This window comes from Novipirellula rosea (genome assembly GCF_039541335.1).
Classification (GTDB): Bacteria; Planctomycetota; Planctomycetia; order Pirellulales; family Pirellulaceae; genus Novipirellula; species Novipirellula rosea.
The window spans coordinates 275,167-301,039 of record NZ_BAABGA010000018.1; the positions used below are offsets into that span (position 1 = coordinate 275,167).

Below are 25,873 nucleotides of genomic sequence, written 5' to 3' on the forward strand. Positions count from 1 at the left end.
AGTGTCCGATTACGCTTGGTTTGATACGCGTCCGCGCCCTCGCTTACGTTTTTCCACGAGTCACTATCGATGCCAAAAACAACACTCGCCCTCTTCCCGCTCACTTTCGCTTCGTCGATCCGGCTCTCCCTGTTCGCCTGGATAGCGATTGCGTTAAGTGCACTCAGTTGCCCGTATGTTGCGATGGGGCAAGATTCCACCACCACGCAAACGGCGCCTCCCGCCGAAGTCGGTTTGGAAAATACCGAACTGGAACCGGCAGAGGCGACAAGCGAAAACGGCAAACTCCAGTCGCCGCAAAATAGCGAGACCGGCAACGAAGAGTCCAGCGAAGAACACAGCGACGCAGACGAGCCGAGCTGGATGCAGAAAATCGACGCCACGTTTGGCAAATATGTCGTCGCCAACGCTGCGAACGTGATTTTTTATGATTTTGGCACGAAAGATCGATTTGGTGTCAGCATCCCGTTTGTCGTCGTCTGGCTGCTTTGCGGCGGAATCTTCCTGACCATCCGCATGGGCTTTATCAACCTGCGAGCATTTCGACATGCGATCGACTTGACGCGAGGCGTTTATGACACGCCCAATGAACCGGGCGAAGTCACGCATTTCCAAGCGCTCGCTGCAGCTCTCTCGGCCACCGTCGGACTGGGCAACATCGCTGGCGTTGCAATCGCGATCGGTACCGGGGGGCCCGGAGCGACCGTTTGGATCATCTTGGTAGGCTTCCTGGGAATGACCGCCAAATTCACCGAGTGCACCTTGGGCCAACTCTATCGCGTCACCGACGAAGACGGCCATGTACTGGGCGGCCCCATGCGCTACCTGCGTTACGGACTCAAAGACATTGGACTTCCCGGCTTAGGCCGCGTGTTGGCAGTAGTGTTCGCACTGCTTTGCATCGGAGCAAGTTTCGGAGGCGGCAATGCATTTCAGGTAGGACAATCACTCGAAGCGATTCGCGGCGACGTTGACATTCTGCAAAGCCATCCTTGGATCTATGGGGTCGTGATGGCTGTCGCTGTCGGCGTGGTCATCATCGGGGGCATCCGCAGCATCGCTGCGGTCGCAGGAAAAGTCGTGCCGTTTATGTGTGTCGCTTATGTGATTGCCGCACTCTATATCTTGGGCACCAATGCCTCGGAGGTTCCGGCGGCGGCAGCCAAAATTGTCAGCGAAGCATTTTCGCTCAAGGCCGGTTGGGGCGCCTTCCTGGGCATCCTTGTGATTGGCATCAAACGAGCCGTGTTCAGTAACGAAGCGGGCGTGGGGTCGGCCGCCATCGCCCACTCGGCGGCCAAGACCGACGAACCGGTCAGCGAAGGTATCGTGGCACTGTTGGAGCCGTTTATTGACACCGTGGTGGTCTGTACCATCACCGCGTTGGTCGTTGTCGTGACGGGTGTCTACGAGGCGCCAGAGATGCAAGAGGTGATCGCCAACAACGAGGGCGCAAGATTGACGCTGGAGGCCTTCGTCGTCGGCGGCCATGATTGGTTCCGCTACGTCCTGTTCGCGGCGGTCGTGATGTTCGCTTACTCCACGTGCATCAGTTGGTCGTACTACGGCGAACGCAGCTGGGTTCAACTGTTTGGCGTTCGCAGCTCGATCATCTACAAGTGCCTGTTTTTGTGCTTCACGGTCCTCGGATCGATCATCACTCGCGGCAACATCTTGGACTTCAGTGACCTGATGATTCTGGGGATGAGTTTCCCTAACCTGCTGGGTGTCTTTTTGCTCAGCGGCGTCGTGAAACGGCAACTCGATTCGTATTGGAAGAAGTACCAAAACGGCGAATTCCCAAGAATGAAATAGGCACGCCGCGGAAGGATCGCTCATGAATCGCGTTTGCATTATCAACGTCGTCGGATTGACGCCCGAACTGCTGCGGCACGCGCCGCACATCGCGGCAGTGGGAAACGCAGCGGCTTGGAAAAGCCCGCTGCCCGCAGTCACCGCGACCTCGCAAGCGACGATGTTGACGGGACTCGCCCCACGCGAGCATGGCATCGTCGGCAACGGCTGGTATTACCGTGACACCCAAGAAGTACGTTTTTGGCAACAAGCCAACTCGCTGGTCCAAGGCCCCAAGTTCTACGACGGCGTCGAAACCGCAAAGATGTTTTGGTGGTTTAACCAGTCCTCGGGAGTTCGCTACAGTGCGACACCCAAACCGCACTACGGATGCGACGGATCCAAAGTCTTTGACATCCTGGACCATACCGATTGCGATCTGACGGCAAAACTGGGGCCGTTTCCGTTCTTTACTTTTTGGGGCCCCAATGCGGGATTGCCCTGCACTCGCTGGATTGCCGACGCCACGGCGCTGGTGATGCGAGAGAAGCAGCCCGAATTGACGATGGTCTATCTGCCGCACCTGGATTACGATTTCCAGCGATACTCGGACCACGACGTTCAACGCGTTCGCGAAGTCGATGCCTGTGCGAAAACGGTCATCGACGCCGCCGCCGCGATCGATTCGCAAGTGGTGGTGGTTTCCGAGTACGGCTTGGTTCCGGTGGACCAACCGGTGATGATCAATCGCGAATTACGATCCGAGGGCTGGCTCGGCGTTCGCAATGGACCGTTCGGCGAAATGATGATCCCCGGCGAATGTGATGCGTTTGCGGTTTGCGATCACCAACTGGCTCACGTCTACGTTGCACGCCCCGAATTGATCCCCGAAGTCAAAGCTAAATTGGAATCGGTCGCAGGGATCGATCGCGTCGTCGATCCGGCAGAGATTGAACTCGATCATCCTCGCAGTGGCGAGTTGATCGCGTTGGCGAAACCGAACGCATGGTTTGCCTATTATTACTGGCTCGATGATCACGATGCCCCCGACTTTGCTCGCACCGTCGACATTCATCGCAAACCGGGCTACGACCCTTGCGAATTATTTATGACAAGCAAGTTTCGTGCGATCCGAAAAGTGCTGCGAAAGAAGCTAGGCTTTCGCTATTCGATGGACGTGATTCCGCTGGACGCGACACTGGTGCGCGGCAGCCATGGGCTGTATCCGCCGGCAGAGAAAGGACCGCTGATCGTCGGCCCTGGCGAGTTGCCAACGGACATGCGAATGTTCCCGAGTTACGTCAATCAGCTGCGTCAGGAATAATTGACGCCGCGTTCGCTACCGCCGCGATGCCGTAATTTCGCTCCGCTGCGTTCCGGCCTACAAAAACGGCCCGGCCTACAAAAACGGGCCGGCAAACAACTACGCCGTCGGTGCTTCGACGGGAAAATGCTCATCGACGATCCGGTAAAACTCTTCGGGCGTCGATACGTTGGCGACTCCCGAGCGGAAATGACGAGCTCCCGGTTTGCCTTGGGCGTAACAACAGGCGTATTTTCGCATCAGCACCGTCCCCTTCTCTTCGCCAAACCGATCGACCACCAATTGATAGTGCTTCAGCATCACGTCACGCTGCTGGGTCATCGTCGGTTCAGCCGGAATCGGCTCGCCCCGCAGAGCCGCGGCGGCTTGCGAAAACAACCAAGGTCGCCCGAGACAAGCCCGCGCGATCATCACGCCGTCAACATTGTATTTCTCAAACGCCGCAACGACCTTTTCAGCCGAATCAAGATCCCCGTTTCCGATCAGCGGGATTGATTTCAGGCGACTTTTGATCTCGCTGATCTTGTCCCAATCCGCATTGCCCCGGAACATGTCTTGTGCGGTCCGGCCGTGGACCGTCAGCGCTGCCGCCCCGGCTTCCTCGACCACCTTGGCGACATCGTTGCAGTTGACGTTGTCGCGAGTGCAACCCAGCCGAATCTTCGCCGTAACCGGCGTCGGACTGCAGGCTTTCACCAATTGGCTGATGATATCAAACATCCGGCGAGGATCACGCAGCAGGTAGCTACCGCTGTGTGCCTTCTGCGTCACTTGGCGAACGGGACAACCAAAGTTGATATCAACGACGCTGACTTGGTACTCTTCGGCCAATCGCTTGCCGACCTTGGCCATCGTTTCGGGGTCATTATCCCAGATTTGGACGGCCAGTGGACGAGCTTCATCGGCCACCCCCCACAGGCGGTCGGGATGCTCGGCTTCGTTTTCATCCATCCACACGAAACCGCGAGCGTTGACCATTTCGGTAGCCAACAGCCCTGCGCCACCAAAATCGCGAACGATCTGGCGGAACGCAGCATTCGTGAATCCCGCCATCGGAGCTTGCAGAATGGGCGGATCGATGACGAGATCACCGATTTTTAGCGGAGCAACCATAAACGTCGAGCGATAAGCAAAGGGAGTCGCGAAACCGAGCAAGGACGCAATATCCTCGCTCTCTCAACCTCCACTTTACAAAGATATCGCTGGGAAGCGAATCGCCCCGCGCAAATCTGCTGATTGCGAGGGTGCAGCCGAACATCAATCCCTCAACTTGCTGAGCCTGCTCGCCTCTTAGAACGATTTGGACCAGCTGGCGATGAAGGCGTAATCGGTTTCAAGCTGGATTCCGTTCAGGTCCTGGCTAATCGTGGGCACGAATTCCGCGTTGAGATAGTGGCCGTGGTACAGATACTGAGCCCCCAGACCGAGGTTGTACCAATAGCCGCCGCGAAACTGCTCGACATTGGTGCTGATCAACGTGCCATTGGCGGCCGGATCCTGCCCATCGTATTCGGTACGCCACAGGTGCTCGCCCCGCAGCGAGACCGAAAGATTATCGGTCAACAACACACTGGTCCAACTGTTGAAGCGAAATTCGTCGCCGACACTGTAGCCACGATAGTTCTTTCCGATCGGCAAATCGGTTTGAAATTGAGCTCCCCAGCTGTACCAGTCGTGAAAGCGACGGTAGGTCAACCCGGGACGTGCGTTAAACGTACCGCTGCCTAAACGCATCGGATACGGAAATGCGGTCGGCGAACCGGTAGGAGTCGAGGTCTCGCGAAAGATATCTCCGGTCGGAACCGAGCAACCGAGATTAAAAATCCAATCTTGGCATTCATCGCTGTAAACTCTCAGCAACGCTCCGAAAGCCGTGTCGCCGAAGCCGCTGTTATGAGTGGTAAAATCGGTATAGTTTGCCCGCGTGTGGTCCATCGTGATACTCGGCAACATCGCCATCGTGTACAGCGTGACGTTTTCGGACGCACCGTACATGATGTGAGCCATGTGCATTTCCATGGTCATCTGGGTCGGAGTCGCACCGCGATTGGTGGTGACGCCATCGACCGTGATCCCAGGGCCCGGCGGCCCGACGGGAGTTGCGGTCCCCAGAGCCGTCGCATCGGAAACTTTGTTTTCGCCAATCTGGTTGTCTTCCATGTACATATTCATGTACTTGTACTCGACCATCCACTCGCCTTTGTCATGCAGGTGAGCTCCCATGATTCCGGCCGGAGCGTGCTTGTCGGCGAGCGCACGGCGATCGAAATTGTCAGCCATCGAAACCGACGCTAAACACCCCAACGAGCAACAAGCGAGAGCAAAACGCAGTAACATCCGAAGCACTTCCTGGCGAGTGAAATCATTTTCAATGAACCGACGATAACGGTTGCTAATGATTCCATCGGTATCCGAACTCACACGCGTCCGCTTTGACGACCAAAGTCGATACAAGCGACAACACTGCTACAACCGGCCTTTTCCACGCTGGTGAGGTCGACAGGAAAGCCGCCGCTACCATTCTTGGTCGGCACTGAGCTCGACCCAGCGCTCTTCGGCCTCCGAGAGTTCAACTTCCAATGCCTTGACCTGATTATGCAGTTTTACTGCGGCATCGGGATCCGTTTCGGTTAGCAGTTGATCGTTGAGCTTTCGTTTTTCGTCGTCCAGGCGGGCAATCTTCTTTTCGACGTTTTTCAGTTCTTTCTCGGCTTTGCGCTGATCCCGTTGCCCTTGCCGATGGTCGCCGCCACCCCCTTTGCCCGGTTTGTCATCCTTAGGCAGTGGAGTTTTCCCACGCGCCACCTCGCTGTCGTCGACCTCTTTTTCGATCGCGGCAAGGTAGCTGTCGTAATCGCCGAAGTGATTTTTCACACTGCCGTCCCGCACTTCGATCACACAGGTCGCCACGCGGCGCATAAAGTGACGATCGTGGCTGGTGAACACGACCGTCCCCTGATATTGCTCGAGCGCCCCGGCGAGCGCCTCGACCGTTTCGACATCCAAGTGGTTGCCGGGCTCGTCGAGCACTAGCACGTTCGAATTACTGAGCAGCAATCCGGCCATGCAGAGTCTTGCGCGCTCGCCCCCGCTGAGCACTTTGACCTTCTTTTGAATTTGGTCGTCTCGGAACAAGAGGGCACCGGCCATCGCCAACAATTCTTGTCGCGTGGTACCGGGAAGCGAGTTGTATTCGAGATGTTCGATGACCGTCATCCGCTCATCCAAACTCGTGTAAACATGTTGCGCGTAGGTACCAATCTCGACGCCATGTCCCCACTTCATCTGCCCCGCTATCGGCTCCAGCGAATTGACCAACGTCCGCAGCAGCGTTGTTTTGCCTTGCCCGTTATCCCCGACGATTGCCGCGCGTTGCCCATGCTCGATTTCCAGCGTGATGCCGTCCGCGACGGTGTGATCGGGATACCCGATCGCCAACTCGGTACAGCGGAACACGGTGCCCTGTCTGGGATCGACCCGCGGCGCTCGCATGTGCACGGTCGGTTCGTCACGTTCGATCTCGGTGGTCTGCAAACGTTCGAGCTGCTTCGCCTTGCTCTTCGCTTGGCTGGCGGTCGACGCATTTGCGCGGTTCTTTTCAATAAACCGCTGCAACTGTTTTTGTTTTGCGATCACGGTCGCATTCACTCGCCGATCGTGCTCGCGACGCTCTTCGCGGTATTCGAGGTAGGCGTCAATTTTGCCGGTAAACATTGTCAACTTGCCACGCGAAAGCTCGAGGGTTTGCGAGCAAGTGGCTTTCAGGAACGCCCGATCGTGGCTGACGATCAACGCTGCTTTGTTGAACGCACGCAAAAAGTGCTCGAGCAGAATTTGGGTTCGAAGGTCCAAAAAGTTCGTGGGCTCGTCAAGCATCAATAGGTTCGGGTCGTGCAGTAGCAGTGCGGCCAACTTGACACGCGTCTGCCAACCACCGGAGAGCGCTTTGACCGGCCCCTCTAAATAGGCTCCCTTGAGCTCGAACTCGCCCGCGACTTCGCCACATCGCCATTCGGGTTGACCGCTGTCTCGCATCAAGAAATCGAGTGCGGATTCACCGGGCTGAAATGGATCATGTTGGCGAAGGTAGCCGATTCGGAGCGAGGGATGGGTGATGATTTCGCCTCGCTCGAGCTCTTCTTCGCCCAGCAGGACTCGCATCAGGGTCGATTTGCCCGCCCCATTTCTACCGATAAAACCGACCTTCACATCATCCACCAGGGAGACATCAGCCCCCTCGAGGACGACTTGATCGCCGAATCGCTTGTGAGCATCACGGAGTTGGAGCAGTACAGCCATGTTCAAAAAAAATAATTTGGGGCGACAACGAGATTACGATTGCGAGCAAATCGAACCAGTTCCAAATTTGCTTGCGGCAACAAAAATCGGCGATCCAATAACCGCCGCAGGAGTGGGAATTTATCAGTCCGACGGCAAATCCCAAAGTAGGAGGGACCGCGATGAGGACCGTCTTGGCCGATAACGATGCCGCACGTCGACTTTCCCAACAACTCATTTACAACCACTAGGAACCTAGCGGTCGATATTCTAAATTCTGAAGGTTAGAGACGATCATGGATTTTGGTAGGATCGAGGCGGTCAAACTGCCCTCCCCTCCCCTACCCTCCCCTGCCCTCCAGCAACCAGACGGCGAATTTGCCGATATGAATAGCTACAGCTTGGACTACATCGACGACTTGTATGTCCAGTACGTTCGGGACCCTTCGAGTGTCTCGGATACTTGGCGTCAATATTTTGAACAATTTCTTGTCGTTTCGAACAAGAGCTCATTCAAAAAGAACGGGGACGTCACGTCTGGCTCCGCCGCTGCGGGCAACGCGACCACTACCGTGGATCGCCGAGGCTCCACCGGCAACGAGACCACCGATCAAGCCATCTGGATGTCGCGGATCCAAGATCGCGTCAACCAATTGGTGCGGGAATACCGAGTCCGTGGCCACTTGGCTGCCCAACTCGATCCGCTGGGAATCCTGAAATCGGATTCTCCGGAATTGAGCCCCCAGCTTTACGGCATTTCCGACCAAGACCTCGAGCGGCCTCTCGATAGCAGTGCTCTTGAGAACGTCAGCGGCAGTACTTTGCACGCCATTTTGACCAAGCTGCAGAACACGTATTGCCGCAGCATTGGTGCCCAATTCATGCACATCGACAATCGCAATATCCGCGATTGGCTGCAGAAGCGGATGGAGACCACCGAAAATCGACTCGAGTTATCGCACCAAGTCCAGCGACGAATCTACGCTCGACTCGCCGATGCTTCGATTTTCGAGGAATTTGTACGCCGCAAGTTTGTCGGTGCGAAAACATTCTCGCTCGAAGGCGCCGAAAGCCTGATCCCGATGTTGGACCTTGCGCTCGAAAAAGCGGGTCAACACCAGGTCAAGGAAGTGGTGATGGGGATGGCCCATCGCGGTCGCTTGAACGTGATGGCGAACATCCTGAAAAAACGGGCGATGAACATCTTCTGGTCGTTCGACGATCCCGATCCCGAACTCAGTCGCGGGGGAGGTGACGTCCGCTACCACCTCGGGTACAGCAGTGATTGGGTCACCGCAACGGGTGACAAGATCCATATCTCGCTGTGTTTTAATCCCAGCCACCTGGAATACGTCAACACCGTCGCCTTGGGACGCTGCCGCTGTAAACAGGACTATCGCAAAGACACCAAGCGTTCCGAAGTGATGACGATCCTGATCCACGGCGACGCGGCATTCGCTGGCGAAGGCGTGGTCCAAGAAACCCTCAACCTGAGCGAGCTGGAAGGCTATCGCACGGGCGGTACGCTGCATATCGTCATCAACAACCAAGTCGGCTTTACCACCGAACCGCGCCAAGGCCGCAGCACGACCTACGCGACCGACATCGCCAAGATGCTGCAAATTCCGATCTTCCACGTCAACGGCGAAGACCCCGAAGCGGTTGCGCAAGTCGTATCGCTGGCGATGGATTTCCGCAAAGAATTCCACCGCGACGTCGTCATCGACCTGTACGCCTATCGCCGCTGGGGTCACAACGAAGGGGACGAGCCTCGGTTCACCCAGCCGCGGATGTACTCCGAGATCGATCGACGTGCCAGTGTGCGAGAGCAGTACCTCAATCGCTTGGTTGAAATCGGTGAAATCAGCGTCGAAGAGGGCGAAGAGATCCAGCAAAAGCGAACCGAGAAACTCGAGAGCGAGTTCGAGGCGAGCAAAAACGAACCCTTTGTTCCTGACACCCAAACACTGGCCGCAAATTGGTCGGTTTACTATGGGGGACTTGAACCGTCAGAGACCACCGACACGACGGTCGACCAAACCAAGCTCAGCGAACTGCTTGATTCGCTGACGCGATTGCCCGAAGGATTTGCGGCAAACAAAAAGCTGAAACGCCCGATGGCACTTCGCCGTGAGATGGCTCAAGGCAAAAAACCACTCGATTGGGCCAGCGCCGAAGCCGCCGCGTTTGCAACCTTGTTGACCGAGGGATATCCGATCCGGATGACGGGCCAAGATGTCCAGCGGGGTACATTCAGCCATCGCCACGCGGTTCTGCACGACACCAAGAACGGCGAAACCTACATGCCGCTCGCTCACCTCAGCGAAGACCAAGCGAGCGTGGAACTCTACAACAGCCCGCTTAGCGAGGCCGGAGTGCTCGGATTCGAGTACGGCTACTCGCTCGACCGGCCCGATGGACTGTGCGCCTGGGAAGCCCAATTTGGTGACTTCTGGAATTGTGCCCAAGTGATCGTTGACCAATTTATCGCCAGCGCCGAAGACAAATGGAATCGGCTCAGCGGACTGGTCATGCTGTTGCCGCACGGCTTCGAAGGTCAAGGGCCGGAACACTGCAGTGCTCGAATTGAACGCTTCCTCGCAATGAGCGCCGAGCACAACATCCAAGTGGTCCAGCCAACGACGCCGGCTCAGCTTTTCCACCTTTTGCGACGCCAAGTGCTTCGCAAATGGCGAAAGCCACTGATCCTACTGTCCCCCAAGAGCTTGCTTCGTCACCCGCTTGTCGTCAGCCCGATTGAAGAGGTTGCCGGAGGGCAGTTCCACAAGATCCTCGGCGACGACCAGATCCCACTGGCGACTTGCAAGCGGTTGCTGATGTGCACCGGCAAGATCTACTACGACCTGCTCGAAGCCAGAGAGTCGCGAGAGATCAAGGATGTGGCGATCATGCGAATCGAACAGCTTTACCCGCTGCAAGCCGAGACGCTGACCGCTGCCATCGACGGATTGCCCGCCGGTACGGACATTCGCTGGGTCCAAGACGAACCGACGAACATGGGCGCGTGGCCCTACATCAAACTGAACTTCGGCGACATGGTCGCCGAAAAACATAAGTTTACGGTGATCTCGCGAGACGAATCAGCCAGCCCAAGCACCGGCAGCATGGCGGCTCACAAGATCGAGCAAGCCGAATTGATCGACGCCGCGTTCGCCAACCTCTAAGGCGGCATCCGCTTTAGCACGTTCGGAACAAAAAATGGCGGGCGGTAGTGGACGAGGCAACGAGTCCCTGCAGCTTCACTGAGCCAAAAAGGACTCGTCGCCTCGCCCACTACGGAAGACGCCGCCAGCTGCTCTTCCGACGGTCCTTAGTGGCGTTGGTGACGCGAGGCAAATGCCATCTGCGTTGGCCCTAACCGGGTGGTTTTTACAGCGGAGCGGCGCGAACCGCCCGGTAAATTTCGAACGCTTTACTTGCCTTCGCGAAGACGGTCAAAGTACTGCTGAGCGTGCTCGCGTTCGGACCGTGGCAGCGTCTGGTTCTCCGATGGATCACTCTCTTTTGACAGCGCCGCTTCGATCGATTGCTTGACGTCCTCTTGCGTGATCCCCTTGCGGTTGGGGCCATCGGCGAACCCGGCAATGATCGCCTTGCCCTTTTTCACTTTGCCGCGGACCTGAGTCTCGTAGGTATTGGTATCGACTTCGTCTTCGGGTCGATCACCAGCCCCACTGCCTTTCCCCAAACCATCGCCCTGCCCTTGCCCTTCGCCCATGCCTCCCATACCGCCGCCTTGGCATTGTTGACACCCTGCTCCTCCACAACCTTCACATCGCATTTGGCTTTTGGATTGCGAAAGATCCTCTAGCGCCGACTGCAAATCTTCGAGCTCGGACATCTCCTGCTGCATCTCGCCCAACTGATCGGCCATCTGCTCCATCGCGTCGGCGGCTTGCCCGGCGTCTCCCTGCTGCATCGCCTGCTGGGCCTGGCTCATCGCTTCGGCCATCTTTTGCATCTGCTGCATCTGAGCATCCTTTTGGCTCATCTCGTTCATCTTTTGCTGCATCTTTGCAGCATCCTCTCCACGACCTTCCTTGCGAGCTTGGTCGATCTTTTGCTGCAACTCTTGCTTCTTCTTTTCGTGCTCTTTGACCGCTTTTTCGAGCTGCTCTTTCATCTGAGAAACCTGCTTTTTCAGCTGCGACTTCTCTTCCTCGCTCAGCTTTCCATCACGCATCTTGTTGGCCAACTGCTTGACTAAATCTTTGGCGTTACCGAATTCACCCTTCTCAATCGACTTGGCAATTTTGTCGGCCGGCCCCGACTCGAGCCCCTTCATTTGCGACATCGCACGGCGCATTTGATCCGGGGAACCGAGTTGTTCACGACGTTCTTCGAGTTGCTTTTTCAGATCATTCAGCGCGATCATCGCTTCTTTGCGATCCATGTTTTCACGTTTGGAAATCTTATCGAGATCCGCTTCCATCTTTTCAAACAATTCTTCAGCCTCTTTTAGCCCTTCGGCCGAGGCTTTGCGTTTTTGTTGTTGGATCCGTTTTTTCAACTGAGTCGCCGCCGTCTTCACTTGCGTCACTTCGGCGATATCGATTTTGGGAGTGCCGCCTGCGTTTGTGCTGGTTGCAGGCTCAAGCAACGCCAACACAATCACCAAAACAGGAATCAGCGAAATCGGCAGCCACCCTAATCGCGTGGGCTGCAGCGAGAACTTTTCAGCCACGGCGATTTTCGCCGCCTTTTTCTCGGCATCGCTCACCAAGGCCAAACCAAAATCGCTGTTGCGTGAGTCGGCATCCATACTGATCGAACTGCTCAATCGTTCACGAAGCCCAAAGCGACGATCGACCTCGGCAGCGACCGACTGCTTTGATGGCGCCGTTGCGATCGCATGCACTGCCGCAGCAATCACCGCCACCACGCCGGCTCCGACCAACCACGCATTCGTCCAAAGCGAGAAATCGACCTCCATCACTCGCATCGCCGGCACCGCGATCGCGATGACCGCCACCAAAATGGCGGCAAACAACGTCCAGCAAAGATTGCGGCCGAACTGGGCGAAAATCAGACGTCGGCGGGCACTGGCGACTCGCGATTCGATTTGGTTCATCACTTATTTCCTGCGTAGAAAGAGGCTCTCCCCCTTAGTATAGCGCATCGGGCAGCCTAAAATGAGAGCGAACCATTGCATTCCGCTTTCCACCCAGGGCTCAAGTGCCTAAAAACTCGCCAAAACTGCCTGATCCAGACGAAAATCCCGACGCCGATGTTGTGATCTACGATGGGCAGTGCAATTTCTGCACTTCACAAGTGTCTAACCTGCGGCGACTCGATTGGGGTGGATCGCGACTGACCTACCTGTCGCTGCACGACAAACGGGTGGCGGATCGGTACCCGGACCTACAGTACGACGATTTGATGAAGCAGATGTACGTCGTCGATCGAGACGGCGGACGCCATGGCGGTGCCGATGCGGTCCGTTATTTGACCCGTCGTTTGCCCACGATCTGGATCGCCGCCCCGATCCTGCATATCCCCGGATCTGCGGGGCTGTGGCGGTGGATGTACAACCAAGTCGCCAAACGGCGATACAAGATCGCTGGAAAATCGTGCGAAAACGATGCCTGCGAGATCCACTTTAAACAGTGACCCTCGCCGTAAACGACGCTAGTAAGGCCCCATCGCAACGATTTTGGACGCCGCAGAACTCACGCGAGAGTTTCAACCTGTTCAGCCATTCACGAAAGTCTTGACGACTTCCGCTACGAGTCCTCTCGCCACCTGAAGCTCAAACGGTTCTTAAGCAAACCACTCGACGGCATTCTTGAACATCGGCATTCCGTCACCAAATTCGGGCTGCTCGTCACGACGCGTCCAAAATGGATGCTGAGTCGCTTCGATGTGTCGCTCGGGGTGTGGCATCAAACCGAAGACACGGCCTGTGGCGTCACACACCCCAGCCACGTTGGCATCGGCGCCGTTGGGATTGGCGGGAAACGGCAAAACGTCGCTTTCGATCCCTCCCGTTTCACCGTCGGCGTAGCGAATCGCCAATCGCCCTTCGGCTTGCATCTTCTGCAACACTTCGTCGCTGGCCGCCACAAACTTGCCTTCGGCGTGGGCCATCGGCAGGTACATCCGCTCGATGTCCTTCAAGAAAACGCAGGGGGTTTTGTCAACAACGAGGTGCACCCAGCGGTCTTCGAATCGGCCATGGTCATTCCAGGTCAGTGTCGCCGGAGCATCGACCGGCGAGGGCAGCCCTTCGGTCAAAACGCCCAGCCGCATCAGAACTTGCATGCCATTGCAAATCCCCAGAACCAAACGATCCCCTTTTCCATGCACAAAGGAATCGACGAGATCCGAAAGGTGCTGACGCAGCTTCGTCGCCAAAATCCGACCGGCCGCGATATCGTCGCCGTAGCTGAAACCGCCTGGCAAACACAAAATCTGGTAGCGGTCCTTCAGTGCCGGATTCTCGATCAAACGGTTCACATGCACGCGTTCCGCAACGGCCCCTGCCTGCTCAAACGCAAACGCAGTTTCTTCATCACAATTGGTACCGGGAGCACGGAGGACCAAAACGCGAGGTTGAGGCATGATCGATTCAGGGGTAAAACGGCGAAAAAACAGCCAAAGGACATACGGATATTGCGAAGTTTAGACACCCAGACCGAAATTGAGAACCACGTCAAATCCCTTGGATTATCGCTTGGTGTCGGTGAAGCGGATGATTTCTAGATCTAGCTATCTAAAATGATCCCTCTCGCTGATGCCGTCTTCCATAAACACTCCGGCGGCACCTACCCCCCGGAAAGCCCGCCGCAAAGGAAACCGCTCCACCATGGCTACCCCGCAGAAAGGAACCGGCTTCAGTCTGAAGGACCAACTGTTCAACGTGGACCGCGTCTCGTATCTCGCTTCCTGCTTTCACGCTGCGGACGCTCGGTTTGATGCGGCCGGATTCGTCGCCGAGACGATGAAGGACTTAAAAAAGCTGGAACTCAAAGAACGGATTGTTCACATTGCCAGCACGCTGGAGCGATATTTAGCGGCGGACTACAAAGTGGCGGCAAAGCAAATCGCCGCCGCGCTGCCACCGCCACTGGATCCGACAAAACGCGACAACGATTTTGGCGACTTTATTTTTGCACCGCTGGGAGAATACGTCGTTCGCAATGGGCTCGAAAAACGGCACCTAAAGCTGTCGCTCAAGACGATCAAGGCAATCACGCAGCGGTTTTCGATGGAGGACGCGATTCGCGCATTCATTAACACGCACCCGAGCGAAACGCTCCGCACGCTGGAAAAATGGTCCACCGATGGCAACTATCATGTACGGCGTCTGGTCAGCGAGGGAACACGACCACGGCTTCCCTGGTCCGGCCGACTGTCAATCGACACCACCACCGCGATTCCGCTGCTGAACACATTGCATGCCGACCCCACTCGCTATGTCACTCGCTCGGTTTCCAATCATCTCAATGACATTGCCAAGACGCATCCTGATTTGGTTTTGGAAACGCTGAAACAGTGGCAACAACTCTCGCAACAAGACGCAACCGAGTTACAGTGGATGTGTAAACACGCACTGCGAACCCTGGTCAAACAAGGGGATCGCAAAGCCTTGGCACTTCTCGGATTCAGTCCCAGTCCCAAGATTACGGTCACGGATTTTGCCATCCACACGCCTCAGGTTCGTCCAGGCGACGCGATCGAATTCACGTTTGAGATAACGGGCCGCAAAAACGAATCGTTGCTGATCGACTATGTGATCGATTTTGTCAAAGCCAATGGGAGCACGTCGCCTAAAGTCCACAAGATCAAACAGCTTCGGATCAAGAAGGGCGAGACAGTCTCTTTGAAAAAGCGTCATGTGTTACGAGACGCCGCGACGACGTATTCCCTTTACCCAGGCATTCATCACGTCACGCTGCAGATCAATGGCGGATCCTTCGGGACTCAATCTTTTGACTTGCAATGAACCCCTACCTACGTACGTGCCCCATCGGCTGACTCCCATGGCTACAGCATGTCGCCACTTCGTGGCTGTTCGGTGACGAGACTCGAGCACGCTAGTCCTGAAAGGACGACACGCTGTAGCCACGGGTGCAAACCCGTGGTTGCATAAATACGAACGTCCGCAAACCCCCGAGGGGGCGACATGAATTGGTGGCGTGGGATTTCCTGTCGTCCCTTTGGGACTACGAGCGCGGAGAGGAACCCGGTTCCATGGGCTGACGCCCATGGCTACAGCATGTCGCCACTTCGTGGCTGTTCGGTGAGACGACTTGCTACCCCTCGCATGCGTTCGCTTCCATCGGGCTGCCCTGGCGGGAGCGACGAATTCTCCTTTCACCACGAACCTTGATAGAATTACGGCATCGCGTTTGGGTCGTCCCCCCTGCCCCACCCTTTCCGTCTCTCTCCTATCGGTACCAAGCAACAATGATTCGCATCACCGTTTCCTGGATTTTCTTGTGCTGTTTCGCATTTCATGCCACTGCCGCCGAACCGTCTTGGACCCAGTGGCTGGGCGATGGCCGTGACGGCGTGTCGGACGAATCCGGTTGGTCGGTCGACTGGCCCGAATCGGGACTTTCGGTTGCTTGGCAGCGTGAGATCGGCATCGGTTTTAGCAGCGTGTCGATCGCCAACGGACGCCTATTTACGATGGGCCACAACGACGGCGAGGAAACGGTTTATTGTCTGAACCAAAAAAGTGGCGATACAATCTGGAGCCACAGCTACCCGTCCGCATTGGTCGACAATTTGTACGAAGGCGGCCCCGGAGCAACGCCGACGATTGATGGCGATCACGTTTACACGCTGGGCAAAGAGGGGCAACTGCTCTGCTTAGGCGCGGACGATGGCACAGTCCTTTGGCGGCGGGAACTACAAAAGGACCTTGATGTCGAATTGCCCGAGTGGGGTTTCAACAGTTCACCCACCATTGTGAACAACCAAGTGATCGTGCAGGGTGGACGAATCGCATCGTACAACAAAACCAACGGCGAATTGATCTGGAAGACGCCTAAACACACCGCAGGTTATGGATGTGCCGAAGTTTTCCAGCAAGACGGCAAAACGATGCTCGCGACGCTGGACTCCGATGGATTGAGAATTCTCGACGCGAGCAATGGAAAACAAATCGACGCCTTCCCCTGGCCATCGCCGTTTCGCACCAACTCAACCACACCAATCGTCCAGGACGACACGATCTATATCTCGACCGGCTATGGCGTCGGCTGCGGCAAATTTCGACTGACCAACGGCAAGCTGGAATTGATTTACGACAATCGCGAGATGCGAAATCACTTTAACAACAGCATCTTGTATCAAGGCAATTTATACGGATTCGACGGTAATTCGAATCTCGGCCGTGTCGTGCAACTGGTTTGCATGGACCATGAGACCGGCGAAGTGCTTTGGCAGCAGCGTGGACTTGGCTGCGGTTCGCTGATGATTGCCGATGGCAAGTTGGTGTTACTCAGCGAGGATGGCCAACTGGTGATCGCCGAGGCAACGGGCAAGGAATACAAGGAACTCGCGCGAGCAGAAATCCTGGATGGCCGCTGCTGGACCGTCCCAGTCCTGCTGGATGGTCACATTTACGCCCGCAATGCCCAAGGTCGACTTGTCGCCGTGACGCTGCCGTAGGTCATGCCGCGGATACCACTTAGCCCCTCTAAATTCGACACAATTCACCGATTTCGGAAACAACACCACTGCTTCTGCGCAGGGCGCTGGCGTTTTAGATAGCGGTGCCGCAAGTGGCAAAATTGCATCATTTCCTTGGCCCGCCACATTATTCGCCCTCGGTAGAGTGCGAATGCGATACAATCACGAAAATGTATAGAGTAGTTCCGGGTGGCTGAGCGACTGTATTTTTTAAACAGCACGTCGCTTTCTCGCTTCTCGAACCATCGACTTGCCATCCCCGGCAAGTTGCCCACCAAGTGTGTCGCCAACCTTTCCCGCCATCGACGCACGCCCTTGCCAAACCGTTACGAAGAAAGTGGATAGAAATGCAATCAATCCATCAACAACGTCGACGTAACCGAGCGTTTACCCGCTTCGCTTGTGGGATGATTGGAGGGGCGTTTCTTTGCTTGCCGCAGCCCACCAAGTGTCATGCGGACGATTTCTTTGAATCCCAGATCCGTCCGCTGCTGATCACGCACTGCATTGAGTGCCATGGCCCGAAGAAACAAGAATCAGGACTTAGGCTCGATTCACGCGAAGGTTGGCTCCGCGGCGGAGACAGCGGCGTCGCGATCATCCCCGGCGATCCCGAGAACAGTCTGCTGATCCATGCGGTCAAGGATTCCGGTGACGCGGCGCAGATGCCGCCCGACGAAGACAAACTCACTTCGGCTCAGATCGCCGACCTTGTCACCTGGGTCAAACAAGGAGCCGTCGATCCGCGTGTCGATACACCCGAGAGCGGATCGGCGAGCGACGCAATGGATCTCGAAACGGCAAAACAGTTCTGGTCGTTTCAACCGCTGTCAAAACCATCGTGCCCCAAGGTCAATGACACACGCTGGATGGCTAATCCGGTCGATGCTTTCATTCGAGCGGAACTTGACAAACAAGAATTAACTTCAGTTGGCGAAGCGGACAAACGCACCTTGATTCGTCGTGCCACATTCGACTTGACCGGGTTGCCTCCGACTCCGACGGAGATCCAGCAATTCTTGAACGATTCATCGCCGGACGCGTTCGCATCGTTGGTGGACCGTCTGCTGCAATCGCCCGCGTATGGTGAACGTTGGGGACGCCACTGGTTGGATGTCGCGCGTTACGCAGACACCGCTGGCGATGGTGCGGATTATCCGGTTCGAGAAGCAGGCAAATATCGTGACTGGGTGGTCAATGCGATGAACCGCGATCAACCGTTTGACGAGTTTATTCGCGAACAAATCGCGGGCGACATTTTGGCCTCTGCCGGCCCTGTGGACCGCTACGCCGAACGAGTCACCGCGACCGGTTTTCTCGCCATCGGAAAACGTTACGGGTACGCCCCCGAGCCTGATTATCAATACCTTGATTTCGCTGACGTGATCGATTCGGTGGGCCGCTCGATCTTGGGGTTATCCCTAGGTTGTGCCCGCTGTCACGATCACAAATTCGATCCGGTGTCGGCAGAGGATTACTATGCCCTGTACGGCATTTTTGAAAGCACGAAATGGGCATTCCCCGGAGGCGAGGTGCACAAACGGCCCGCTCACTTTCCTCCCTTGTTGCCCGCCGCCGAGGCCGCGAGGCTTGATAAAGCCAAAGCCGACGACCTCGCCCGTTTGGACGAGGAAATCGCACGGAAAAAACAAGACCGAGCGGCGCTCGATGGAAAATCATTTGTCGGCGGCGTCGACCTCGGGTTCGAGGAACTACCGTTTGGAAAACCACCCGCCAAGTCCTGGCTCTCCTCTGGGCCGAACACGGTCCACGCTGATGCCCAAAGCCCCTTCACTCACGTTCACCCGGCGGGCACACGTGGTGTCCGTGTGGGAACGAGTCGATCGCACGATGGTATCCGCTACGTTTTTGATCGGGCCTTGCATGCGAAACCTGAAAAACAAATTCACTTTACGATCGACTTTCGAACCGCTGCGGATGCCACACAACAAGCCGCCTATCGCTTCTTTCTGGGACGCGGAGTGGTCCAATCGCTGGCCGTTGAGTGCAGTGTGACCGCCACCGAGTTTGCGATTCGCAGCGGTGGACAGTGGGATGTCATTCGCACGCTTGAACCAGGAACCTGGTACACGTTGCGAGTTAGCCTGAACCATGAAAAGAAAACCTATTCGGGCATCGTCGGCACGATCGACGACCTCAGCGGCTTCGACGACAAACCACTCAGCCCAAATTGGGATGGGATCGTCGACACGTTCATTTGTGATGGGATCGGGCATGTCAGCGGCCCCGCACCAACGCGTGATATTGACAACATTGGGCTGCAAGAAACCCCGTTTGGAATCCCGGGCAGCGGTCCTGTGGTGATCCCCGAACCGGCCCCAGGCACGGAACAGCGACTGGCGGAATTGGATGCTCAATTGGCAGCAGCGACAAAACAACGCGACACGATTTCCGCAACGCCCGCGTATCCTGTCGCTTACGGTGTCAGCGAGGGGACACCAATCAACACGCGGCTACAACAACGTGGTGAACCTGAGCGACTCGGCGACGAAGTTCCGCGACGTTTCTTGAAAGTTCTCGGCGGGGACACGCTGCCGCCTGACTCGCCCGGTAGCGGACGGTTGGAACTAGCCAATTGGTTAACCCGCCCTTCGAACCCACTCACCGCACGCGTGTTTGTAAACCGGGTTTGGCAATGGCACTTCGGCCAAGGTTTGGTGACCACGCCAAGCGATTTTGGAGCTCGTGGGGAATCCCCGAGTCATCCCGAATTACTCGACTGGTTGACGTCAGAGTTCATTGAATCGGGTTGGTCGATCAAGTCACTTCATCGCCAGATCATGAATTCACGCACCTACATGCTTTCGAGTGACGATCACGCCAAAAACCTTACCGCCGACCCGAACAATCGTTGGCTGTGGCGTTACTCGCGACGACCGCTTGACGCGGAATCGATCCGCGACGCGATGCTCGCTATCAGCGGCCAACTCGACCGCACCGTTCCGCAATCCCATCCGTTTCCCCCGGTCGACCAATGGGCCTTTACCATCCACCGACCGTTTCATGCGGTTTATGAATCCAATCACCGCAGTATTTACCTGATGGTCCAGCGAAACCGCCGCCATCCTTTCTTGGCGATGTTTGACGCAGCCGATCCGAACACCAGCGTGGCGAAGCGGTTGCCGACAACGACGCCGACTCAGTCGTTGTTCCTGATGAACTCAGCATTTGTCCACGAACAATCCGAGGCATTTGCCAAGCGGCTGTTAGCCACCCCAGGCGACGATGCATCGCGAGTCCGTTTTGCCTACCAGAGCGTGCTGGGCCGCGAGGCGACCGACGCCGAGGTCAACGAGACGCTGTCGTTTCTGGACATCTACCACCGCAAACTGGCGACAGTCGAAAACGCAGAACCAGCAAATTCGATCGTCGCCTGGGCCGCGTTTGCACGCGTGTTGTTATCCAGCAATGAATTTCTGTACGTGGACTAGCCAACCCGCTCGGCTCCCTTTATCCCAAGATCAGCAATGAACCTTCCTCTGCAAACGAATCGTCGCGAATTCTTACACCGCGCCTCGGGCGGCTTTGGTGCGTTAGCGTTGGCGGGAATGTGGAACGAAATCCAAGCCGCAGCGACCGACCCGCTGGGTGCCAAACCAGGTCATTTCCCCGCCACCGCTGATCGTGTGATCTTCATTTTCTCGACCGGCGGTGTGTCTCACGTCGACACCTTGGATCACAAACCTCGGCTGACCGCCGACCATGGCAAGTCGATCACCGCATCGCGGTGGCTGAACAAAACGGGCCAATTTGAAAGGTTCCTGATCAAACCTCGATGGGGTTTCAAACAGTATGGGCAAAGCGGCACCTGGGTCAGCGACCTGTTCCCACACCTGGGGTCGGTGATCGACGACGTGTGCGTGCTGAACGCCATGCACTGCGAGAGCGACGGTCACGACAAGGCAACGCTGGCGGCTCATACCGGATCAGCCCAATTCGCCAGACCGAGTGCCGGGGCGTGGGTCAGCTATGGACTGGGGACCGAGAACCAAAATCTGCCGTCGTTCATGGTGCTTGCCCCGGCGGCTCCCTATGCGGGTGCACAAACCTGGGGCAGCGATTTTCTGCCTGCCTGTCACCAGGGAACGCACGTCATGCCGGGCGACCAACCGCTTCCGAACATTCACGCCAAAGTTCCTGACGAGTTGCAGCAGATGGAACTTGCGATGCTGGAAAAATTGAATCGTGCGCATTTGCAACAACGCGAAGCCGACCAAGCACTCGATGCTCGCATCCGATCGTTTGAAACCGCGTTTGGGATGCAGCGTGAAGCCCCCGAAGCATTCGATCTGTCGGGCGAGTCCGAAGCGACGATGAAGATGTACGGTTTACAACGAGGTGCCACGAGCGGGTTTGGTTGGCAATGTCTTGTTGCTCGTCGATTGGCTGAACGCGGCGTGCGTTTTTTGGAGTTGATTGATGTCGGGTCGAGCTCGAACTGGGATTCGCACGGGAACATGGGCGACCACCAACGGTTGGCCAAAGCGATCGACCAACCGATTGCCGGTTTGCTAACCGATCTGAAACAACGAGGCATGCTTGATCGCACTCTGGTGGTGTGGACCACGGAGTTTGGCCGCACCCCATTTCACCAAAAAGCGGACCATCCCGGCCGTGAACATCACAACCACTGCTTTTCGTCCTGGATGGCCGGAGGCGGAGTGAAGGGAGGGATGGTGCATGGTGCGTCGGATGAACACGGCATCATGACAGCCGAAGGAGCGGTCCACACGCACGATTTGCACGCCACCATCCTGCATCTACTTGGCATCGACCACGAGCGATTGACCTATCGTTACGCCGGTCGCGACTTCCGCTTGACTGACGTGCACGGACGCGTGCCTACAGAGATTCTAGCGTGAATGGCGAAATCCGAGTCACCGTTCACTTGTCCATCGCCGACTTTACCAAACCAACAAACGTGTCGCGAGAAATCATTTCGGCGCCCATCGACAACAGATGCTCACTTGGGAACTGGCAATCGATCACATCGAACTGCCCACTTTGAGCGACCGAGATCAGTGCCAACTTGGACGCATTGGCTTGGCGATGGAACATGGATTCGCCGCAAAATACATTGCCGATCGTGACGCCGTAAATACCGCCGACTAATTCTTCGCCGCTCCAGATCTCGCACGATTGGGCATGCCCGCTGAGATGCAATTGCTGATACGCTTGGATCATTTCCGGCAAGATCCAGGTGCCGGGATTGCCGTTTCGAGGCATCGCACACTGGCGAACGACTTGTTCGAACGCTTGGTTCCAAGTCACGCGAAACGTCTGCCGACGGATCAGCCGGGCCATACTTTTTGAGACATAGATCGCGTCGGCAAAGATCACCGCACGTGGATCAGGCGACCACCACAGGATCGGCCCCTGTTCGTCATACCAAGGAAAGATGGCGTTGCGATACGCACCAAGCAAACGCTCGCTACTCAGATCGCCTCCGGCGGCCAACAACCCATCGACCCCGTCGGCGCAAATTGCAGCCTCCAAAGGGGGAAACCAAGTCGGGTCATCGTTTCGCAGGGCAGCAATCTCCATCCGCCCATGCTATCCCGCCAAGGACTCCGGAATCAACCGGCTATTCAGAACGCCTCCACCGCAACCACATCGGTCCCCAATCTCTAATCCTTCCCTCTTTTAACCGATTACATTTCCGCACTATTCGCGCTAGTGGTTTCGTTGCCAAGCAACGTTACTGATGAGGTACGAAGAGGAGGTTAGAAAATGGAGGGTTAGAAGATATAAAAACCGACAGGCCATTCATGAATCTAGTCTACGCTGGCCTTCCATTTTTTAACCATTTTATTTTCTAACCTTTTCTTCCGGCCGACTCCAGTCGCACGAGACGATCGCTGACGTTGATCCAGTGAACCATCTTCAAGCCAGCCATACGTCGCATTCGTTTCAAATGAATCCGGAAATCAAACATCAAACGTAAAACGCATTGCCTGATCGCACGGGTTAATCGGGCACAAGGTTAGGAAATGGGAGGACAGTCCACCAATGACGGTAACGTCGATCCCAGATCTTTTAGCCTTTCTTTACCCTGGCTAATTCGTGCGGACCGTTTCGCGATCACGAACGCGACTAAGAAACCGCGACGTAGTGGTTGGAAGATGGAAGGCTAGAAAAGAGAAAGAGAACCAATTGGCGCTGGCATTTTCTCGGCAGGAGGGGAATCGTTAGCTCGAACCCATTAGCGCGGCGACGGCCTCTTGTCGGCATCGATCACTTCGCGCGGCAACAACAACGTCTCGACGCTCGTCGCCAAGTAGGGCGGAACGGTCATCAACATCCGGCTGCCGCGAGAATCCGAGAACTTCCAAAGCATTCCGTCTTGTCCCTCCGGCACCGGCACGCTGAAGTACCCAGCCGCGTCCATCGTACTGAAGTCAAAGACAACTTGGTTGTCTCCGTCAAGCATCTTCCCTCGAGTTGCGTCGCTGTAACCGCCCACTACCGCGGTGCCACCAGGGACATAGAAATAGAGGTCCCAGCGTCCACCCAGTCGCATCGGATTTTCCAACGTCGAGCGAATCGTCAACGGCAATTCCGCTGGCAAAACCACCTTTGTCATATCACTTCCATCGCTCCACTCGATTCGATGCAGCCCCTGATGAGGGCTGGTCAGAACGATCCGCCGCGGCATTCCGTCTGGAGGCACGCTGTCGTTTTGATCGACGGCGTCGAGCGTCGCTTCTTTGGACGAATAAAGCGAAAACTTGACGTTGCCGCGATCACGATAGTGCTTGATCATCCCGCCGGTCACGTCCAATTCGATCTTGCGATGATTTTCAGGAAGCCACACATAGACTTGCTGGCGTCCGCGACCGCGTTGATCGTAACGCCCCGGCGGCACATGCGGCAAATTCAATTGTGTCGCGGGCACGAGATCATCGCTGAATTTTTTTGCCGTAAAGTCGAGCACCGTCGGTTGGTTCGCCGCGATTCCCGCAGCCAACAACTCGGCAATCTCCGCTTCGTCAAACGGCTCGCTGCTCTTCCAAGGGTTTTCCGGCTCCGTTACGCTCCACTTTGCCTGCTCCGGCACTTGCACGCTGCGATCACGAAATCGATCACGATGACAAAGGGCGACAGTCGATAGCATCATCCGGTCGCGCATTCGATAGGCATGTCGCCATACCCGCTCAAACGCTTGCTGTCTCGCCTTACCGTCGGCGCTTCGGTAATCGCCATAGAGATCGAGATAGCGAGTATAGAGCACGAGATCGTCGATTCGGGCGTGCACCTGCGGATCCCGCGCCAACGTTCGGGCTTGATCCAGTGCACGATACATCCGCGCGACCACGTCTTCGTGCGAACGAACCGAGTCATGGTCGCGGTTGATCAATGCATAAAATGTACGCATCGGCTCTTTCGCCCCGGCAAACGCATGCTCGAGAAAGTCTTCGACAATCGCATCCACTCGCTCGGCGTTGTCCACATCCCAGAGCAGTTGCGGGGTGATCCAATAACCCAACCCATTGGCGCCCCAACTATCCATATTCTCGGAATTCATGAACCGTGCGCCGTGCTCATGAAACCAAGGAATTGTGCGAGTGAGATAGTCAAGGTTACCACCGCGTGCGCTGCGAGGAAGATCATGACTCCACGCAAAGACGTCGTGATAATCACGGATTCCCAGGACCGCACCCTGTGCTTGCCAGCCCTCGACGAGTTCTTCGATTGAGTGGCCACCTCGGATGAACGCGGTCGCCACACTAATCACGACGTTGGGGTGAACCTTGATGCTGGGTGGCGGACTATGTTCATTGTAACCATACATACCCACATACTTTTCCCCCAACCCGAGGTCGTTGATCGCGGCGGCGGCGTCGTTCGCAAGCGTCACTGCCCGGTCACTGACACTGCCCATTTCGCGACACGCTTCACATTCGCACCACCCGCCACCGTCGGACGGGTCGAGCGAAACACTGTCACGTTCGGGATGATCCTTCACCTGCTTGATGGCATCTGCGACAACAACTTGCCGCAGCCCGACATTACTGACACAGAACTTGGCATTCCCACCGCGAGGTCGTTCCCCGGCTACTAGAGCAAAATACTCGGGATGCTCGGCAAACGTTTTCGCATTGCGACGGACGATGCCGCCATAGGCATGCCCAGTGCTCAGCGCAAACGACGAATTCATGCGATTGCGTCGCTGCCACCGATTCCACAAATCCCGGTCCGACCACGGTGCACCGCGAGGTGCTTCCCGTGTGACATAATCGGGCTGCTCGACGACATTGATTGCCGCGGTCAAATGCGAACGTTCTGGCACAACTTCCCAAGTATCGGTGAGAAAAAACAGCCGATAGCCTTGGCGATGCAAAAAGTCCCACACCGCAGATTGGACTGCCGCCGGGGTCGTACCAAGTAAATAAAGCCCATCGCGTGTCGTTCGCAACATGTATTGATCACGAACCGCTGTACCCGATGGAAAGTCAACTGGAAACGGAAGGTCGGTAAAACTCGAGACCAATCCGACCACGATCCCACGCTGCCCTGCGGCGATTCCCGAGCCTGTGACAGCCTCTTCAACGGAAAAGGTCGTCCCACTGATGCGGCCGAGATAGTCGGCCAGCTCGTCAGCAACCTCACGCACCTCCGCATCGGCTTCGTCGTGAACCAAAACCGGCATCCGCGATTGCCCCTCCGATGCCAAGATGACTTCCGGCGGCGTCTGAGCCAGCGACGAACCTAGCGGGACGATCCACCCTACAACGAGGGCAACGAACACTCCCGCGCAACGGCATCGACGTTTCAGATTCAGCATGACCGATC

The 25,873-nt window shown here is 56.3% G+C and carries 15 protein-coding genes; 8 read left to right on the forward strand and 7 right to left on the reverse strand.

Features of this window, described 5'->3' with window-relative positions; genetic code table 11:
- Window positions 1-69: 69 nt before the first annotated feature.
- Both ABD971_RS07645 and ABD971_RS07650 read left to right on the forward strand, forming a co-directional pair.
- Complete coding sequence (locus ABD971_RS07645) at window positions 70-1,815, forward strand: alanine/glycine:cation symporter family protein (RefSeq protein ID WP_345320866.1); 1,746 nt, start codon at window positions 70-72, stop codon at window positions 1,813-1,815.
- A gap of 22 nt (window positions 1,816-1,837) precedes the next feature.
- On the forward strand, window positions 1,838-3,118 hold the full coding sequence (locus ABD971_RS07650) for an alkaline phosphatase family protein (protein ID WP_345320868.1): 1,281 nt from the start codon (window positions 1,838-1,840) through the stop codon (window positions 3,116-3,118).
- Between the two features lie 99 nt (window positions 3,119-3,217).
- Here ABD971_RS07650 and dusB read toward each other — a convergent pair whose 3' ends face one another.
- The 3 genes from dusB to ABD971_RS07665 all read right to left on the reverse strand — a co-directional run bounded on the left by dusB (window position 3,218) and on the right by ABD971_RS07665 (window position 7,417).
- Complete coding sequence (gene dusB, locus ABD971_RS07655) at window positions 3,218-4,231, reverse strand: tRNA dihydrouridine synthase DusB (protein WP_345321063.1); 1,014 nt, start codon at window positions 4,229-4,231, stop codon at window positions 3,218-3,220.
- A gap of 177 nt (window positions 4,232-4,408) precedes the next feature.
- Window positions 4,409-5,539 carry a transporter gene (locus ABD971_RS07660; RefSeq protein WP_339939352.1) on the reverse strand — a complete coding sequence of 377 codons (1,131 nt, stop codon included), beginning with the start codon at window positions 5,537-5,539 and terminating at the stop codon, window positions 4,409-4,411.
- A gap of 93 nt (window positions 5,540-5,632) precedes the next feature.
- The gene (locus tag ABD971_RS07665; RefSeq protein WP_339939350.1) at window positions 5,633-7,417 is read right to left on the reverse strand and encodes an ABC-F family ATP-binding cassette domain-containing protein; all 1,785 of its coding nucleotides are present in this window, start codon (window positions 7,415-7,417) and stop codon (window positions 5,633-5,635) included.
- Window positions 7,418-7,782: 365 nt separating this feature from the next.
- Here ABD971_RS07665 and ABD971_RS07670 point away from each other — a divergent pair, with 365 nt between their 5' ends.
- Window positions 7,783-10,581 carry a 2-oxoglutarate dehydrogenase E1 component gene (locus tag ABD971_RS07670; protein WP_345321065.1) on the forward strand — a complete coding sequence of 933 codons (2,799 nt, stop codon included), beginning with the start codon at window positions 7,783-7,785 and terminating at the stop codon, window positions 10,579-10,581.
- 248 nt (window positions 10,582-10,829) lie between these two features.
- Here ABD971_RS07670 and ABD971_RS07675 read toward each other — a convergent pair whose 3' ends face one another.
- The gene (locus ABD971_RS07675) at window positions 10,830-12,488 is read right to left on the reverse strand and encodes a hypothetical protein (RefSeq protein WP_345320870.1); all 1,659 of its coding nucleotides are present in this window, start codon (window positions 12,486-12,488) and stop codon (window positions 10,830-10,832) included.
- A gap of 104 nt (window positions 12,489-12,592) precedes the next feature.
- On the opposite strand from ABD971_RS07675, the gene ABD971_RS07680 reads away from it, so the two are divergent.
- Complete coding sequence (locus ABD971_RS07680; protein ID WP_345320872.1) at window positions 12,593-13,027, forward strand: thiol-disulfide oxidoreductase DCC family protein; 435 nt, start codon at window positions 12,593-12,595, stop codon at window positions 13,025-13,027.
- A gap of 150 nt (window positions 13,028-13,177) precedes the next feature.
- Here the strand turns inward: ABD971_RS07680 and ABD971_RS07685 are convergent, their stop codons facing one another.
- Window positions 13,178-13,978 (reverse strand): phosphoribosylformylglycinamidine synthase subunit PurQ, encoded by an 801-nt coding sequence (locus tag ABD971_RS07685; RefSeq protein WP_339939341.1) that lies wholly within the window; start codon window positions 13,976-13,978, stop codon window positions 13,178-13,180.
- Window positions 13,979-14,222: 244 nt separating this feature from the next.
- Here ABD971_RS07685 and ABD971_RS07690 point away from each other — a divergent pair, with 244 nt between their 5' ends.
- From ABD971_RS07690 to ABD971_RS07705, 4 genes are all read left to right on the forward strand, one after another.
- On the forward strand, window positions 14,223-15,362 hold the full coding sequence (locus ABD971_RS07690; RefSeq protein WP_345320875.1) for a DNA alkylation repair protein: 1,140 nt from the start codon (window positions 14,223-14,225) through the stop codon (window positions 15,360-15,362).
- A gap of 464 nt (window positions 15,363-15,826) precedes the next feature.
- A complete protein-coding gene (locus tag ABD971_RS07695; protein WP_345320877.1) occupies window positions 15,827-17,038 on the forward strand; it encodes an outer membrane protein assembly factor BamB family protein in 1,212 nt (403 codons plus the stop codon).
- 368 nt (window positions 17,039-17,406) lie between these two features.
- Window positions 17,407-20,511, forward strand: a complete 3,105-nt coding sequence (locus tag ABD971_RS07700) for a PSD1 and planctomycete cytochrome C domain-containing protein (RefSeq protein ID WP_345320879.1) — start codon at window positions 17,407-17,409, stop codon at window positions 20,509-20,511.
- A 36-nt stretch (window positions 20,512-20,547) separates the two neighbouring features.
- Window positions 20,548-21,942, forward strand: a complete 1,395-nt coding sequence (locus ABD971_RS07705) for a DUF1501 domain-containing protein (protein WP_345320881.1) — start codon at window positions 20,548-20,550, stop codon at window positions 21,940-21,942.
- 22 nt (window positions 21,943-21,964) lie between these two features.
- Here ABD971_RS07705 and aat read toward each other — a convergent pair whose 3' ends face one another.
- Together aat and ABD971_RS07715 are read right to left on the reverse strand one after the other, a co-directional pair.
- Window positions 21,965-22,624: a leucyl/phenylalanyl-tRNA--protein transferase gene (aat, locus tag ABD971_RS07710; protein ID WP_345320883.1), complete on the reverse strand. Its 660-nt coding sequence runs from the start codon at window positions 22,622-22,624 to the stop codon at window positions 21,965-21,967.
- 658 nt (window positions 22,625-23,282) lie between these two features.
- A complete protein-coding gene (locus tag ABD971_RS07715) occupies window positions 23,283-25,865 on the reverse strand; it encodes a DUF4838 domain-containing protein (protein ID WP_345320885.1) in 2,583 nt (860 codons plus the stop codon).
- Window positions 25,866-25,873: the final 8 nt, after the last annotated feature.

Bases quoted from the DNA above. Each gene is read 5' to 3' on its own strand.
- ABD971_RS07645 (WP_345320866.1), top strand. From the start codon at position 70: ATGCCAAAAACAACACTCGCCCTCTTCCCGCTCACTTTCGCTTCGTCG.
- ABD971_RS07650 (WP_345320868.1), top strand. From the start codon at position 1,838: ATGAATCGCGTTTGCATTATCAACGTCGTCGGATTGACGCCCGAACTG.
- dusB (WP_345321063.1), bottom strand. From the start codon at position 4,231: ATGGTTGCTCCGCTAAAAATCGGTGATCTCGTCATCGATCCGCCCATT.
- ABD971_RS07665 (WP_339939350.1), bottom strand. From the start codon at position 7,417: ATGGCTGTACTGCTCCAACTCCGTGATGCTCACAAGCGATTCGGCGAT.
- ABD971_RS07670 (WP_345321065.1), top strand. From the start codon at position 7,783: ATGAATAGCTACAGCTTGGACTACATCGACGACTTGTATGTCCAGTAC.
- ABD971_RS07675 (WP_345320870.1), bottom strand. From the start codon at position 12,488: ATGAACCAAATCGAATCGCGAGTCGCCAGTGCCCGCCGACGTCTGATT.
- ABD971_RS07685 (WP_339939341.1), bottom strand. From the start codon at position 13,978: ATGCCTCAACCTCGCGTTTTGGTCCTCCGTGCTCCCGGTACCAATTGT.
- ABD971_RS07690 (WP_345320875.1), top strand. From the start codon at position 14,223: ATGGCTACCCCGCAGAAAGGAACCGGCTTCAGTCTGAAGGACCAACTG.
- ABD971_RS07695 (WP_345320877.1), top strand. From the start codon at position 15,827: ATGATTCGCATCACCGTTTCCTGGATTTTCTTGTGCTGTTTCGCATTT.
- ABD971_RS07700 (WP_345320879.1), top strand. From the start codon at position 17,407: ATGCAATCAATCCATCAACAACGTCGACGTAACCGAGCGTTTACCCGC.
- ABD971_RS07705 (WP_345320881.1), top strand. From the start codon at position 20,548: ATGAACCTTCCTCTGCAAACGAATCGTCGCGAATTCTTACACCGCGCC.
- aat (WP_345320883.1), bottom strand. From the start codon at position 22,624: ATGGAGATTGCTGCCCTGCGAAACGATGACCCGACTTGGTTTCCCCCT.
- ABD971_RS07715 (WP_345320885.1), bottom strand. From the start codon at position 25,865: ATGCTGAATCTGAAACGTCGATGCCGTTGCGCGGGAGTGTTCGTTGCC.